This window comes from Streptomyces sp. MK37H (genome assembly GCF_018035285.1).
Classification (GTDB): Bacteria; Actinomycetota; Actinomycetes; order Streptomycetales; family Streptomycetaceae; genus Streptomyces; species Streptomyces endocoffeicus.
Genome location: NZ_JAAAYH010000237.1, coordinates 1 through 14,260, shown reverse-complemented (window position 1 = coordinate 14,260; position 14,260 = coordinate 1). Strand labels below are relative to the sequence as shown.

Below are 14,260 nucleotides of genomic sequence, written 5' to 3'. Positions count from 1 at the left end.
AGCCAGCGCCTGAACCTATCCAGCACCTCCGCGCCCGCCCAGGGGATCGGCGCGGGCCACCTGCCAGAACTCGTTGACGCGGCCCTGGAACCCGCACGCACAACTACCCGGAACACAGATCGGCGTACGAGTTCCGCGTGAGACGAGAATCTGCGCGCTTCCGTCAGCGGCCGGGTGAACCGCACCGAAGTCCAAGGCGGTGACCAGGGCGGGGAACCAGGCAGCGAAGACCTGATTCGGGCCGGGGATCCAAGGCGCTTGCAGGCTGTCGGGGATCATCCAGCCACCGACCGGGAGGCTGATGCCCGGGCCGTGTCCAGCCCGTACCTGGCCACCGCCTCCAGCAGCCCAAAGTCCGCGCCCAGCGCTGCGCCGGCCTGGTACCCCTCTCCGAGCAGATGCTTCGTGCAGCTACCACGGTGGCAAAGGACACGGACGTCACCGCTCGGGTCGCCTCACGCCAGGTACAGCGCGGCGCGGGCCCAGTTCTTGGGCGCGCGGATGTCGGCGGTTGTCCCATTCGGTGCAGTACCGGCGGTGGCACCCAATGACGTGGCTACGAGGCACTCGGCCAGGGCGCCGCGCATTGTGTTGTTGGCCAGGCCGGAGCATGCCCGGTTCCAGAAGTCAGCCAGCCTGGCAGCAGTCAGTGACATCAGCGTTGGGCCCCACTACCTCGTATGGGGAGCGACAGGAGCGGTTCTGCGAGACCCGTGGCCCCGTCATCCCCTGCTCGGACTTCAGTGTCTCCGACTCCGCCATGGTCGTAGACGTTGCCATGCCTTCCCCCTCACCGTCGGGGGCTGAAGCCGCGTACGCGGATGCTATTGCTATGAAGTCTTCATTGCAGTTTCATAGAGGTATGCCACTGCCCATGCGTGTGATCACTCCCGGTCGCCTCGCAGCGCTGCGGGAGCGGGCAGGGCTGTCGAAGACCGAACTCGCTCGGCGAATCGGGGTGTCGACACGCATGGTGTTCTTCTACGAAGAGGGCAGGCACACGCCGACGCCGCAGCGGCTGCAGAAGATGGCTGAGGCGCTGCGCTGCGATATGGAGGAGCTCACCGGAGTCCGCCGTGGTGAGGAAGGGCTCCTCGATCTGCGGTTCTCCGCTGGCCTGACGCTCGACCAAGCGGTCGAACTACTGCGCCGGACGACTGTCGGGCGCGATCTATGTCTGTCCGCGCCGCGGCTCTCCGCCCTGGAGCAGGGGCGACCCGTGCGGGGGCGGAACTGGCGCGACCGCGACGTGGTGGGGCGACTTCCTGCCGCGCTGGCCAAGGTCTACGGCGTTCCCGCGCGAATGGTCGTGGATTCCTGGATGCGTACCCGTCCTGATGAGCCGGCGCCTGTGCACCCTGCTCGGCGGAACAGGAGGAAGCCGAATCGTTCGGCTGAGGCTGCCTGGCGGTCGCTGAACGAGCGGCAGCGGGTTTACCTCGGTGAAGTGCTGCGGGACGAGCGCATGACGGAGACCGAAATGTGGATGCGCCGAGCCCACCATCTACCTGTGCCGCGTCCCGCGGAGTGGCGCAAGCTGCCTCTCGCTTTGCGCGCACCAGCGCGTGTGGTGGGCTACACGCGGTTGCAGGAGCGATTGCGGCGCAATGGCGTTCACGACCCCGGAGCCGGTGCGACGGTACACGCCTTGGAGCGCCGCGGACTGCTGGTGACCAGCACTGATGTAGTTCACCACCCGGCCGCTGGCGAAGTGACCCGGGTTCGGGTGGAAATGACAAGACGGGGCAGGGCAGCCGCTCGGGCGGGGCTGGGCGAGCCGGCGGAGCAGCAGCCCGACATGCCCCTGCTGTCCGAGTGGCTGTGGGGCGTCATGGCTCGGGTAGCCGGAGCGGGCCCAGACGGACTGGAGCGGGACGCGCTGTCCGGTCGGGCTCCGTTCTACCTGGGCGTCGGCTACAAGAGCAGGCCGACAGGGCGGCCGAGCCGGGGGTTCATCGACGAGGTGCCGGTCCTTGCAGCCGACGGGAGCCACGTCGTCGGCTACCGATGGAGGCTGACTTCAGTCGGCCTGCGACACGTAACCGAATACTTGGACGAATATCGCCGACGATATCCACGGGTTGATTCCGCAGGGTTCACGTCCCTTGCCGACGAACCCACATAATCCTTCTTTTCTAAACGAGCCATGGATTTGTCAGTGGCGGCTCGTACCCTCTGGACTCATGCAAAACGCGACGAACGATGGCGTTCAGTCGGTCGATGAGGTCTGGGTGAAGTCCCTCGTGGCGCGCTCGGTGCTGCGCGCTGCTGATGCGATGACGGCCCCTGGCGTTGAGCCCTCTGCTCGCCTCGGAACCTTGATGGAGTGCCACGGTGCCCTGCTGGCCGCGCGCGGCCCAGGCTGTGAGCTGTCCTTCGCCGACTTCCGGCACCAGGTGCGCGGTGATCCCTCCCGGCTCTTGCCTGAAGGTGTCCCAGGGTGGGACGTCGACGAACTTCGTGCGGTCGATGCCGACGGGCACGTTACGGAGGCTGCATTCGACATCGACGCAGAGCAGCGCCTGGTGCTCCGAGTCCTGCAGAAGAACAGCCGGGGCGCAGGTCTGATGAGTGCGCGCGACTTGGAGGACGAGGTCGCGCAGGAGACGGCCTTCGCCCAGTTGTGCAAGGCAGGCAACCAGAAGATCTACGAGAGCGGGCGTACCGATCTGATCCGCTATCCGGCAGGCCCGGTGAGCGAGCTGAGTGAACTGCGGCTGCCTCCGCTGGTCGCGGATCTGTACGAGGACATCCCCTACGCCTCGACGTACCGGAATTGGTGGTTCGCGTGCCCGGTGTGCCGGTGGCCGATGCGCGTCGCACTGCGCCGCGAGTCGGGCCACGAGATCGGTGCGGTCGCCTGCTGGCACAAGCCGCACCAGGAGATGGGCGCCACCTACCGCTTCCGCCCCGTCACGGGGATCGTGCCGCCCGAACTGCTGCCGGAACCGCCCCCGCCACCCCCGCAGGATCGGGAAGCTGTCCTCTGGCCCGACATGGAGGCCATCCCGGAGGCGAAACCGGTCGAGAGGTACAAGGCCCTGGTACGGGGTGTGTGGCGGTACACCTGCGTCCCCGGGCTGGCGGAGCTGGCCCTGCGTGACCAGCTGGTCGAGCGCGGACTCAAGGTGGAGCTGTGGCCTGCCCTGGATGCCTATGACCTGTGCGTGCATGTCGGGCGTAAGCGGGCGCGGAAGAAGGAGAAGCTGCGCGTCGATGTGAAGGACTACACGTCGGGCACCGCACTCGCGCAGCTGATCCACGCGCAGGAAGGGGACAGCGGAGGAGCGGAATGGCTGGTGGTTCCGGACCACCGGGCCACCCAGGTTCCCCTGCTGTCGGGAGTGGGGGAGAAGTACGACCTGAAGGTGACCACCGCGTCCGAATTCGGCGAGATGGTCTGCGAGCAGTCGGGGGTGGCCTGGTCATGAGCGAGCCTTCTGTCGAGACGACAGCCCTGTGTTCCGCGCTAGCGCTGGCCGCCCATTACTTCCCCGACACGTCCGTGGACGACGGCGCGCCGGCCGCCCCTTTCCGTAAGGCGGCCTTTCTGCTGTCCGGGCAGTTCCGGGCGTGGGACCGATGGAAGGCGCTGACGAGTGAGGAACGCCGACGCGTCGTCGACGTGTTCCGCACCGCCCCCAGCAGGCTCGGCGACGTACGGAACTTCACTACGGCAGCCCGCGCACTGCTCGCAGCTTTCGGCGACGAGAACCCTGGTGAGCCCCAGAAACTCCTCACCTTCGAACCTGTGGGTGGTGATCCGCTTGCCGCGGAGGCTGCCATCCCTCGGGTCGGGGGCGACCTGCTGGCCTACGTCGACCGTCAGATTGCCCGGTTCCGTAGGCCAAGCGCGCGGCCGAAGCCCCCGGAGTTCGCAGGCCCCGGGACCTGGAAGACAGGAGAGATCTACGTACCCCAAGTCGGGCAGGTGCACGGCCAGCTGACGATCCCCACCTATCCCGGTTTCACTGAGGCATTCGGCCACGACCGCCTGCCGCACATCGACTCCGCGCCTCCGCTGGACGACATCCACATCCCCACGGAGGACCTGCTTGAACTTGCCGCGCAGATCGAGAGCGGCGAGCCGGAGGAGAAACGCTACCTCCACGCCACGCTCAAGGGCCTGTTCTCCGTCCTGCAGACGACCGACTCCATCAGCCCGCAGGAGGCGCTGCGGATGACAGCGGGCGGCCTGGAGATCTTCCACGCCCCGACCGGTACGGGCAAGAGCGTCATGGTGCGTGTCCTGGCCGCATGGTTCGCCCAGCAGGGCCATCGGGTGACCATCGTGCTGCCCGATATCAAGGCGTGCCTGGCCATAACTCGCAAGATCCGGTCCGACTTGCGCGTTCTTCAGAGTCTCGACGTCATCAAGCACGAGACCGGCTGCGCGCATCTGATGTCGTCCTCAGGCATGCACGACCGCGCACACAAGCTGGCCCGGCTCATCGACGAGGACTCGCAGACACCGGGAGAGTGGGGCGAGAACGGTGAACGGGACGTGGACCCGCTCTCCTACGGCTGCGCCCAGCGACCGCTGCTGGAGTCCAGCGCCGACTACCCTCCTGGCCGCGAGCCCTGTCTGTCCCTGTACCGACAGGGCGTGGGCGCGTCCGCCTGCCCCTGGATCCCCACCTGTGGAAAGTTCGCGCCCGTCTACGAAGCCTGCTCGGCGCACGTGGTCGTGACGAACCACTTCGCCTTCCTCCAGGGGAACTTGCGCATCGGTGTGAACCTCGACGGACGCCCCGTCCGCGGGGTGAGCGTTGCCGAGTTCGCGTTGCGCACCTGCCACGCCGTTCTCGTCGACGAGGTCGATCAGTTCCAGTCGAGGGCGGTGGACCGATGCGCCGGCGAGGTCGTCCTGCATTCGCGGCGGCACTGGACTGCGGCCCCGCAGGAGATGGATACGGACGCGAAGAGGCTGCCGATCTCGGACGAGGCAGATCTGCTGCCGTCAGTCGGCCAGGTGCGGCTGATGGCGGAGTTTCTGCTCCTCGCCGTGTGCAGCAGCGCGCTGCGCCTGGACGTCATGGACGATGAGCGCGGCGCGAACCGTGTTCCGGACCGGACCGGGCTGCGCTGGCACCTGGCCCGTAGCCGCGACCGCCAGCTGTCCCACCTGCTCTGGCCCGACCTGGACACCTCCGCGGAAGCGGACCTTTCGGCCGATCTGGCCTTGCGTCTCCAGGACCTCATGCCCGCCCGTTACCTGCAGCCGCGCGTCGCCGAGGCTGATCCGACGGAGGTGGGCTGGGAGGAGGTGCGCCGGGCCCTGGAGGCTTTGGTGGCCCCGCGAGGCCAGCAGCTGCTGGATGCGGTGAAGCTCGATCTGCACCGGCTGCTGGAGTCGCGGGTGAAGGATCCGTACCGGCGCGCTCAGGCGGTCAACCTTCTCGTCACTCGGGCGACCATGACAGAGCTGGATGAAGCGCTCTCCGAACTGCGTACCAGCGCTCAGCACTATCGTTCCTCCGGGGTCCGCTCCGCGCAGCGGATCGCGGAGACGCTCAGCCCGAGCGCCGTCACGGCCGTTCTCCCGCTCGGCTTGCTGGGGCGCTCCCTCACGGGATACCGGGTAACCGGTCTTGATGACCGGGAACGTGGCGCCGAACTCGTCGCGCAGAGCATCGCCGGCGATCCGCACACCTTCACCGCTGAGCTGGGCGGCCTCGTCTCGCTATGCCTGGCCGGGGTCGAGCGTCCCGTCATGGGGCTGTCCGCCACGGCGTACTTCCCTCAGGCGGTGCGCGAGCACGTTCATGCGCCTGTGCGCTGGTGGATGACTGACGCCCAGGCTCGTTCGATCCGTGCCCGGCGCCACCGCATCGAGTACGGCGAGGGACACCCCTTGTACGGGGAGCCGATCAAGATCTCGGGTCAGCATCCCAGCCGCAAGAAGGGCGCCCTGATCGAACTCGGCACGCAGCTGTACGACGAATACATCCGCCGGGAACTTGAGCGGCAGCGCGCCAAGGACAAGGATCGCGCGCACGTCCTAGTGGTGGCCAACTCCTACCAGCAGTGTGCCTGGCTCGCCCGAGGCATCGCCCAGGCCGGCACCTACCGTGAAGGGCTCTGCGTCGCCGTCCGGGACGGGGACCGTCACAGCCCCGACCCGGACCTGCCCCGGGAGAACATCGCCACTCGGCTCACCGCCGAGCAGTTCGAGGACTTCCCCCAGCACGGCAACGTCCTGGTCGTCCCCCTGTCTCTGATCGCCCGTGGGCTGAACATCGTCGTCGGTGTCCGATCCGCCGTGCGTTCGGTCTACCTCTGCGTCCGTCCCCTGGCGCTGTTCGCCGAGCCCGCAGAGATGTACGCCAGTGTCAACGCCGCCGGGCTACACGCTCTCCCGGCGGGCGGCACCGCCGACCCTGACGACGCGTTGGACGAGGCACGCTACGCCGCCTGGCAGCGGCTCGAACTGATCCTGCGCGCGGCACCCCAGTTCACCTCCATGCCCAAGTCGCTCCAGGAGGAGGTGGTCGCGGGCGTCGTCGTCGATCTGATCCAACTGGCCGGACGAGCTCGCCGGGGCGGTACCGAAGCGGTCCTGCACTTGGTCGACTACGCCTTCCACGAGGACACCTGGAGCTCCGACCTGGAAACCGTCCTGCGACGCATCCACGAGCAGTGGCCGCCCGCGGTGAAGCGGCAGATGAACGACCTGTACGGGGAGGCTCTGAACGCCTTCCTCTCCTACGCGGGCATCGACCCGACCCTCACCCACTGAGAGAGAAGAGACGAGTGAACGACCAGAACCTTGTACCGGGCAAGTACCTGCACACTCTGGCCTACCGCTGCACTCCCGAACTGGTGGGGGACGAGACGGTTCACGTGCGGCAACTCGACGTGGAGACCGGCAAACTGTGGAGCACCTTCTCCGGACAGTGCAGGAAGCGCTTCGGCAAGGAGGAGGCCCAGGCGCCCTACACCATCGCCACGACTGTCCTTCAGGTGATCACAGGTGGTTACGTGCACTTCGAGCCCAAGGGCGCCTCGCCGTTCCTGGTGTCCCGCCACCCGATCGACAGCGATCTCCTGTGCAAAGCCTTCACGCTGACCCACGGTCTCGCTCTCGGCGAGCAGGTCGAGGCGATTGACCTCCGGCGGCCGCCCGATCTCGCACTGCGTATTGCGCGGACGCCCGAGCGTGTATTCGCTCTGAAGGAACACCTGGCAGGGGCGAACGGAACGCAACCGGACGCTCCGAACTGGGTCTACAAGAGCGTGGGCTGGGGACTGGCGGATCGCCTTGCAGCCGTTCGTTTTAAGCTCTCCAACGGCCGTGAGATCCCCCTGCGCCCCGACGTTACGGGCGGTCTGGTCGCGTTGGACGACCCTTGGGAGAACGAAGGCGGCGGCCGCTACGCCGTGTGCCGCACGTCGGTGCGGTTGAAGACGCTGCCGAATGTGCAACACCCTGTGCTGCTCCTTGACGCACGTGTCTCTCGAATCTCGTCCTCGCTGATTTTCAGCTCCACAGCTCTGGCCATCCAGCCCGGCGAGGGTCACCCCGTCCTGGAGGTCAAGCTCAACGGGAGGGGCGGTGCGAAAACGATCCCGCGGCAGACATTGCAAGCGCTTGGTCGGCTCAAGATGGACTACTCGATTCTTCAGACCATCGCCGACCGCTCCGAGCGCGAACAGAAGATCCGTGAGCGGGCCAGGGCCTTCAAGGGGAAGCTGCAGTTCCCCCGCGAACACCCCGGCCAGGTATGGCCCATCCCGGCGAAGAACTACCAGCACCCGATCGGAACCGGCGTCGGCATGCATCACCTGCGACTCCTGCGGGCCCATGCAGATGCTGTCCTCGGCGACGAGGCAGAGCGCCTTCCCCTGCGCCAGTCCGCGATGACCCTGCCGCGTCGCCCTACCGAACCTGAGAAGGTCTCGGCCCAGGAATACAAGCGCCGCAAGGAGGAGCGGGAGCGCACAGGCAGCAACGAACCGCTGCGCCCACGAGGCAGCCTTTTCCCCTCGGCGGAGTCGCTCTGCACCTCCGTGGACGGGGCCGGCTTCAAGAAGCTCCGCATCGCTTGCCTGTGGTACCGCGACGAGACCCGGCAGCGGATGCTGCAGATGTTCTGCCGCGCGTTCGGGCTCGATCCTGTCGGCCTCGACACCAAGGAAGGCGTCGAGCTCGACCTTTACCAGGGGCGTATCGCGGCTGTCTTTCACTACGCGCCGGACTTCCTGCGGCCAGGTCGCGGGCGAGACCGAGCGGAGGCCCTGGAGGCGGTTGCTGCCTCGCTCAGGTCCCGCGACGGAGTGATGGTCGGTGCCTGGTGCGAGACTGAATTCCCCGACGGCGACGACTTCCCGGGGGTCGACACTCGCGACCTGACCGATCTGGACGCCAAACCGCAGACCAAGGGTGTTCTGGCCGGCCTCGATGTCCCGTCGCAGTACTTGATGGGCCGTGGCAAGGAGGGCGTAGTAGAGCCAGGAGGCGAGGATCACCCGACGCAGATGGCGTTGCTCGACCTGTACCGCTCCCTCGGCATCATTGACGAGCGCATCGCTAATGCCCTCCAAGCCAAGGGCAGCTTCCTGGTGGATCGGCTGGCACATGTCGGCGTGCACGTTCGGCAGCAGAACCGCCGTTACGGAGAAAAGGGCGAGCCCAAGATCGTCATTACGGCAACTGCACTGGTCCCACCGCAGACCTCGCAGGGTGCGTGGTCGCTACTCGGCTGGAGTTCCACAGCCCCGGTGTGGCGGCCGTACCGTTCGGCTCAGAACGCCTTCCATGCCCGTTCGTATCCCGAGCCCTCCGCTGAAACGCCGAGTTATAGGCAGAAGTGGGACGGGGCCGCCGACATGGTGGAACGCGCCCTCGGCGACCTCGCCGACGAACTGGACGGAGCCCAGTACACGGTCACTGTGAACGGGCAGTCCGCACGACGGATGTGGGACGGCCTGCAGAACCTGCGCCTTGGCGAGCAGCCCGGGCAGTCAAGGGGCGACGACAACCGCAACCGGAGCCGGTATCACCTCCCTGGAGCACGGCTTGGTGTGGACGGCCCGCTGGCCGTTATCCGTCTCAACACGGAGGACGACGAGGTTCCACAGCCGGTCAGCGTCACCCACCTGGGCAAGAAGGAAGGAGCAGAACCGGTCGAGAAGGAAACCTCGACGCTGCTCTTCGAAGTCGGCACGGACTTCGGAACGCCGGTATGGCTCCTGTGCAACGTCCCGCGTGCCTACGACGGCAGCGGCGCTGGTCGGCTGGGCTCCAAGCGCACCCGATGGGAAGCGCAGCAGTCAGTGAAGTCGGAAAACCGGTCGGAGCGCCGTAAAGGCGAGATGCCGCAGAACTTCTACGCTATGACCGCGACCGAGATCCTCCCCATAGGAGGCCCGTCCGACGAGGCGCGTGAAGCGTTGGCAGCCATGACCGGCCGCCTGTGCCACCAGACCCTCTTCTGGTCCGACCGCGCCCGCTACCCGGTGCCGCTGCATGCGGCACGGCAAATGGACCTCGACCATCCGCAGTACCGGCGCGAGGTGGCCGATGCGGAGCCAGGGAGCGGGGACGAAGCGGAAGAAGCCACGGAGTAGGGGCGGCAGAGTTGCGCAGGGGCGTGAGTGACGGACCAGTCGGAGGCTTCGTCACCCGCGTCCCCCTGCCGGAGTGACTCCCATCCCAGTCAGACTCCTCCTCGGGCGGCTCCTCTCCGGCGGTGAGAGGCGTGGCAGTTGTTGTAGTTGCTCAAGAGGCGCTGCGGGCCGGTGGTCACCCGAAGATGAGCTCGACGTCCTTGTTCAGGCAGAACCTCATGACGGCGACCAGCTGGCGGGCGTCATCGATGTGCCGTTGGAGAACGGGATCGCTGCCGTCGTGTTGCCGCTGGTCGATTATTGCCTCCAGTCGGGGCAGCATGGCCGCGCATTGAGCGGGTGTGAGATCGGGGGCGTCGTCGTCTGGGTGGTCGAGTAGCGGTGCCAGCGTCGTGGAAACGCTGCTCCATGGACGGTCTCCATCGAAGCCGTGCATCTCGGCGAGGACGAATCCCTCGGCCTGGGCCAGCCACTCCCTGAACTTGTTGAAGCCGGTGTAGGACCGGGAGACGTCTGGGCTGGTCACGTTGTCGTCTCCGGGGAAGAGTACAAGCCCCATCCTGTCCTCCTTGCCTGCCCGGTGCTCAGGATCGGCCGTGGGGAGGAGCGTCGGTAACTGAGATCTGCCGGTGGCTGGTGGGATCGGGCGTCGGAGCCTGCCGTGGAAAGTCCCTTTCGGGCTCGATCCGCTCGCGTTCGGCAATCTGGCACCGGGCGGCGCTCCTCGCCGGCCGCGCGGGACTGTGATGGCACGAGGTAAATCTCCCCGCCAGCGCTCTCGCAGGAGAGAACCGCGCCGTAAGCTAACTGAGCTGTCGAGTGGAGTCGCGGGCTGACCGTGCCCAAGGACAGAGTTCGGGAGCTGTGGCCAGCCTATCGGCTCGTCGATCCGGCATCGCGGACGGTCTCGGCAATCACCACATGTCCATGCTGGCGCCGAGGTGGTCATTCTGGTCGTGATGCTGGTCCGCCCAGTCTGCCAGCGTGCGACTGATTTTATCTAGGTCGCGGCGGGCCATATAGATCTGTTGCGGATGCCATCCCTCCCGCTTGACCAGGCGGTCGCCGCCCTCGTGGATGGGAACGGATGCCATGTCATGCATGGCCTGTTCCAAGTTCTGCACGCTTCTCGTTACCGCTGCCCACCGGGCACGTGCTGCGGGAAGTCCCACGACCGCCTCGGTCAGGGCCTCGCCGTTATAGGTGTGGCGGACCAACGCGTCCGTAAGCTCGCGGTACCCGCCATCGGGAGTGAAGAGCGGTGCCCCGTCCTCGTCGATCTCGTACAGCGACCTACCCTCACGCCCAGCACGGACGACCTCGTATGCCTGGATCACCCCGCGTCGCTCGGAGAGCATTGCCCGCAGCACACCGACCGTGCTGCGGCTGTCCACGGCTCGTGCAGCACCGGAGCCTTCGGTCTGGAGCGCCATGGGTTCGGCGGTAGCCATGTAATAGGCGGCCTTGATTGCCAGTTCTGTTTGGGACACGCCCAGCTTGCCGCAGGCGCCGAGCCCTTCCCCGGCCTCTTTCAGAGCGGAGTCTCTCAAATCCTCCAGCGACCGGCTCCCGTTACCAGCTCCTTCCAACAGCGTGTCGGAGGGCAACTCGACGATCTCTGGGAGCCGATAGGCTCGTTGGAGTACGGCGCGCCTGGGCCGGAGGTACGAGAGGACGCCGTTCTTCTCCGTGCGGATCGGCCGGAGGATCAACTCGATGGCGATATCGACGCGGTCCTCCCGACTGGGGCGTTGCTTGGCGGTCAGCGAGCGGATTCCTTCGTTGACCCGGAGCGTGGTAGCTTGCCCGCCGCCGAGAACGGTCCGGACGATCTCCGCGGTGCGTACGTCCCGGTGCGGGCTGAAGCCTTCCTCGGCTGCCTCTGCCTCGGTAATCACACCCGCGAACCAGCGCTTCTCTTGCAGGGTGATCCGAGCGGGCCGACTGCGGGTGGGCTCAGCCAACGAGTCGAGGACGGCATCGCCCTTCGCCTCGTTCTCCACGGCTGACCCGTACGGCTTGGGTGGTCGGATGTGGGTCAGTCCGATGAAGTTCCGTACGGCGGTGTGGAAGCGCACATTGGCACGGGTGTCGGGAATGAATCCGACCACCACCCGTGCGGGTACGGTGAGGGCGCGTACTCTGCCCTTGTCCGCCGGGCTTAGTGAGTCCCAGCCCTGCTTCTGGCGGAGTCGGAGCCACCTGTTGATCTCCCGCCGAAACTTCCGAACGTCCTGCGCCCACTCGTAGGCGATCACGGCGGGACTGTAACCGAGCAGCTCGTGGGCGGCACTGATTCGGCTCGATCCGTCGGCGGTGATCAGCAGCGCGACTGGTCGGTTTGGGGCGCTGTCGTAGACGACAGCCATGGGAACGACCATCAGGGGCTGTAGCACGCCCTCCGCTGCGATGTCTTCGTCGAGCGGGTTCTCCTTGACGAGCTGAGCCTTCGCGTTTTCCAAGCGCTGCGCGAGATCGTTTGGATGCGGCACGCGGATCTGCAGCTCCGGGCCGCCCCCAGGGGCCGACTCCGGCTCGGGGAGTACTCGCAAGGCGGCTGCGGCGCCGTCTCCCAGGGCATACCTGCGGCGGCCGTACTCGCGGGGGTTGGCTGGATGCGGGACCACAGATGCGGACCACAAACGGGTCTCAATAATGTGCAGGGTGCCGCCCTGCACACGAAGCTTGTTGACGTCCGTCAGCTTGCGGCGCATGTCTTCCGGCTGTACGGCGGCCCGGGCAAGCGCTTCGACCGTCTCATCGCTCAGCCCTCTGCCGAACAACGCGGTAGCGAGTTTGTCGACGGCTGCGGTGCGGGGAAGGGCGTAGCCCTCGGGCTGCCACCCCGTCCCGTCGTCACCCATTTCGGCGGCGGCCTCATCGGTCATTGGCGGCCTCCGCGATCTTGTGTACCAGGTGCAGCGCGCGATACATCCGATTCCGGTCCGGGTCGTCGGCCTGTGAGCTGTTCTCCAGCTCGCTGGAGAGCTGGGCGACGCAGGCGCTGAGTGCCGCGCGGACTTGATACCAGCCCTCGGACGTCAATGGGACCGTGAAAAGCCGCTCGCCGCGAAACTTCACTACGGCGCAGTGCAGTTCGCGCTCTGCAATGTCAGTCCATTGGGCGGTCAGTCGCCCCAGCGTGATGCCGGTGCGCTGGTCCGTGGCTGCGTTCGACGGGTCGATAGCGCGGCACCTCTCGGCTGCTTGCTGAAGAACTCCGACGATGAGTGTGACCTCGTTCTGGTCGAGATCGATGGAGGTGGTGAAGGAGTCGTCAATGGGCACGGGGAGGAGCTCCGGCGGGTAGGCCGATGCATGTGGGCACCGGGTCGGCGTTCTTGCTGCTTGACGCGGGTGCGCCAAGCAGAGCGAGAGCGCGAACATGGTGCCGCTGACCTCCACCCGTGTCGATCTCTGGAGAAGTCTCTCCGAGACGTCTGGTGCAGTCCGAACCGCGCACCGTCCGGCCCGGCAGCGGGAGTAGGTCCTGAGCTGGGGGAGCACGGCCAGGGAGACTGCTGCTCGATTCCGCTCAGGTGGGAAGCCCGGCTGAAGAGAAGGAGTCCCCCACAATGCGGGGATTTCGAACAAGTCGCTCACGCTGGAGCGTAGTCGCATTGTCACAGCGGGTGCAAGGGCTTCCTTGTTGTCACTGCAATCACTGCGGTCAGTCCGGCACTATTCGGAGGGAAGGGCCCACGAACGGCCGGATGGAGTTCACCATCGCAGCCGCTCGCCAGGTGTCGTTTCGCGGCTGCCTGTGGCGGGATGACTTACTGGCGCCGTATAGGTATGTGCGATACCAGCGGAAGAGGCTGTGTATGGAAGGAATTGCGCGTGTGCCGAGGTTGAGATGTTCTCGGTGGCCGGCGTCCCTCACGAACGTCAGGTGCGCGCGGCTGTGATGGCGCCGAGTCTGCGCACGGCAATGGCGTACCTGTCGCTGCCTGCGGCGTTCAGGAGCACGGCGTAGGTCATCGCGGGGTGCCGAAGAGCAGGTTTGCGCCGTTGCCGTCGATCAGTCGGTCGATGAAGGCGAGTTGGTGGTGCACGGCCTGTCGCGACCCGGTACCGCAGTGGTCTTGATCGATGTGGATCGCGGCGAAGCGAGAGGTTGATGGGACAGGGACTGTCAGGTAGCGCCGTCACTGTGAGACTTCTTGTCTCGCGCGGTCCATGAGAGGGCGGCGGCGCGTGCCAGGTGGCTTCACCGTTGGGGTCAACACCACTGGTCCGGTTGTGATGCGTGTCAGTAGGAATGACACGACGCCGGCTGGGTCGACGCCGTCGTCTGAGAGTGGCCGGTCCAGTACGCCTTTAAGGCCCCGCTGTGCTGTGCGATGTCGTCGAAGGTGCGCGGGCCGGACAGCCGCCAGCCGATTCGGTTCAGGTCGTGGGCGCTTTGGATACAGCCGAGGCGCGATAGAACTCAGGCCCGGCTCAGAATTTGCAAGGGAACGCCCATCGTGCTGGTGACCACTACGGTACGGGCTCCCAAACGGCTCCCAAGAGGACCACATAAACGAGCCAGGGCCCGACCCGCTTTCGCGGATCAGGCCCCTGACCTGTGTTCCTTCAGTCGGGGTGGCGGGATTTGAACCCACGACCTCTTCGTCCCGAACGAAGCGCGCTGCCAAGCTGCGCTACACCCCGAAGCAACGAGCTCTACTTTAGCGGACCTGTGGCC

7 protein-coding genes and 1 tRNA gene are annotated in these 14,260 nt (G+C 66.4%); 4 read left to right on the top strand and 4 right to left on the bottom strand.

Translation table 11 applies throughout. The annotated features are described in order from the left end of the window. The first annotated feature begins 832 nt into the window (after positions 1–832). Genes GWI24_RS28035 through GWI24_RS28020 form a run of 4 tightly spaced genes read left to right on the top strand, consistent with a single transcriptional unit; the run spans position 833 to position 9,570 of the window. A complete protein-coding gene (locus GWI24_RS28035) occupies positions 833–2,125 on the top strand; it encodes a helix-turn-helix transcriptional regulator (RefSeq protein ID WP_210948686.1) in 1,293 nt (430 codons plus the stop codon). A 58-nt stretch (positions 2,126–2,183) separates the two neighbouring features. Further along, on the top strand, positions 2,184–3,431 hold the full coding sequence (locus GWI24_RS28030; protein ID WP_210948685.1) for a hypothetical protein: 1,248 nt from the start codon (positions 2,184–2,186) through the stop codon (positions 3,429–3,431). After that, positions 3,428–6,739, top strand: coding sequence for a hypothetical protein (locus GWI24_RS28025; RefSeq protein WP_210948684.1), 3,312 nt, complete (start codon positions 3,428–3,430; stop codon positions 6,737–6,739). Before GWI24_RS28030 ends, GWI24_RS28025 begins: the two co-directional genes overlap by 4 nt. A 14-nt stretch (positions 6,740–6,753) precedes the next feature. Further along, on the top strand, positions 6,754–9,570 hold the full coding sequence (locus GWI24_RS28020; RefSeq protein ID WP_210948683.1) for an RNaseH domain-containing protein: 2,817 nt from the start codon (positions 6,754–6,756) through the stop codon (positions 9,568–9,570). Between the two features lie 175 nt (positions 9,571–9,745). Here GWI24_RS28020 and GWI24_RS28015 read toward each other — a convergent pair whose 3' ends face one another. The 4 genes from GWI24_RS28015 to GWI24_RS28000 form a co-directional block, all read right to left on the bottom strand. Continuing rightward, positions 9,746–10,129 carry a hypothetical protein gene (locus GWI24_RS28015; RefSeq protein WP_210948682.1) on the bottom strand — a complete coding sequence of 128 codons (384 nt, stop codon included), beginning with the start codon at positions 10,127–10,129 and terminating at the stop codon, positions 9,746–9,748. 355 nt (positions 10,130–10,484) lie between these two features. After that, complete coding sequence (locus tag GWI24_RS28010) at positions 10,485–12,458, bottom strand: hypothetical protein (protein ID WP_210948681.1); 1,974 nt, start codon at positions 12,456–12,458, stop codon at positions 10,485–10,487. Next, positions 12,448–12,858: a hypothetical protein gene (locus GWI24_RS28005; RefSeq protein WP_210948680.1), complete on the bottom strand. Its 411-nt coding sequence runs from the start codon at positions 12,856–12,858 to the stop codon at positions 12,448–12,450. Before GWI24_RS28005 ends, GWI24_RS28010 begins: the two co-directional genes overlap by 11 nt. A gap of 1,294 nt (positions 12,859–14,152) precedes the next feature. Continuing rightward, positions 14,153–14,226, bottom strand: a tRNA-Pro gene (locus GWI24_RS28000). Positions 14,227–14,260: the final 34 nt, after the last annotated feature.

Bases quoted from the DNA above. Each gene is read 5' to 3' on its own strand.
- GWI24_RS28035 (WP_210948686.1), top strand. From the start codon at position 833: ATGAAGTCTTCATTGCAGTTTCATAGAGGTATGCCACTGCCCATGCGT.
- GWI24_RS28030 (WP_210948685.1), top strand. From the start codon at position 2,184: ATGCAAAACGCGACGAACGATGGCGTTCAGTCGGTCGATGAGGTCTGG.
- GWI24_RS28025 (WP_210948684.1), top strand. From the start codon at position 3,428: ATGAGCGAGCCTTCTGTCGAGACGACAGCCCTGTGTTCCGCGCTAGCG.
- GWI24_RS28015 (WP_210948682.1), bottom strand. From the start codon at position 10,129: ATGGGGCTTGTACTCTTCCCCGGAGACGACAACGTGACCAGCCCAGAC.
- GWI24_RS28010 (WP_210948681.1), bottom strand. From the start codon at position 12,458: ATGACCGATGAGGCCGCCGCCGAAATGGGTGACGACGGGACGGGGTGG.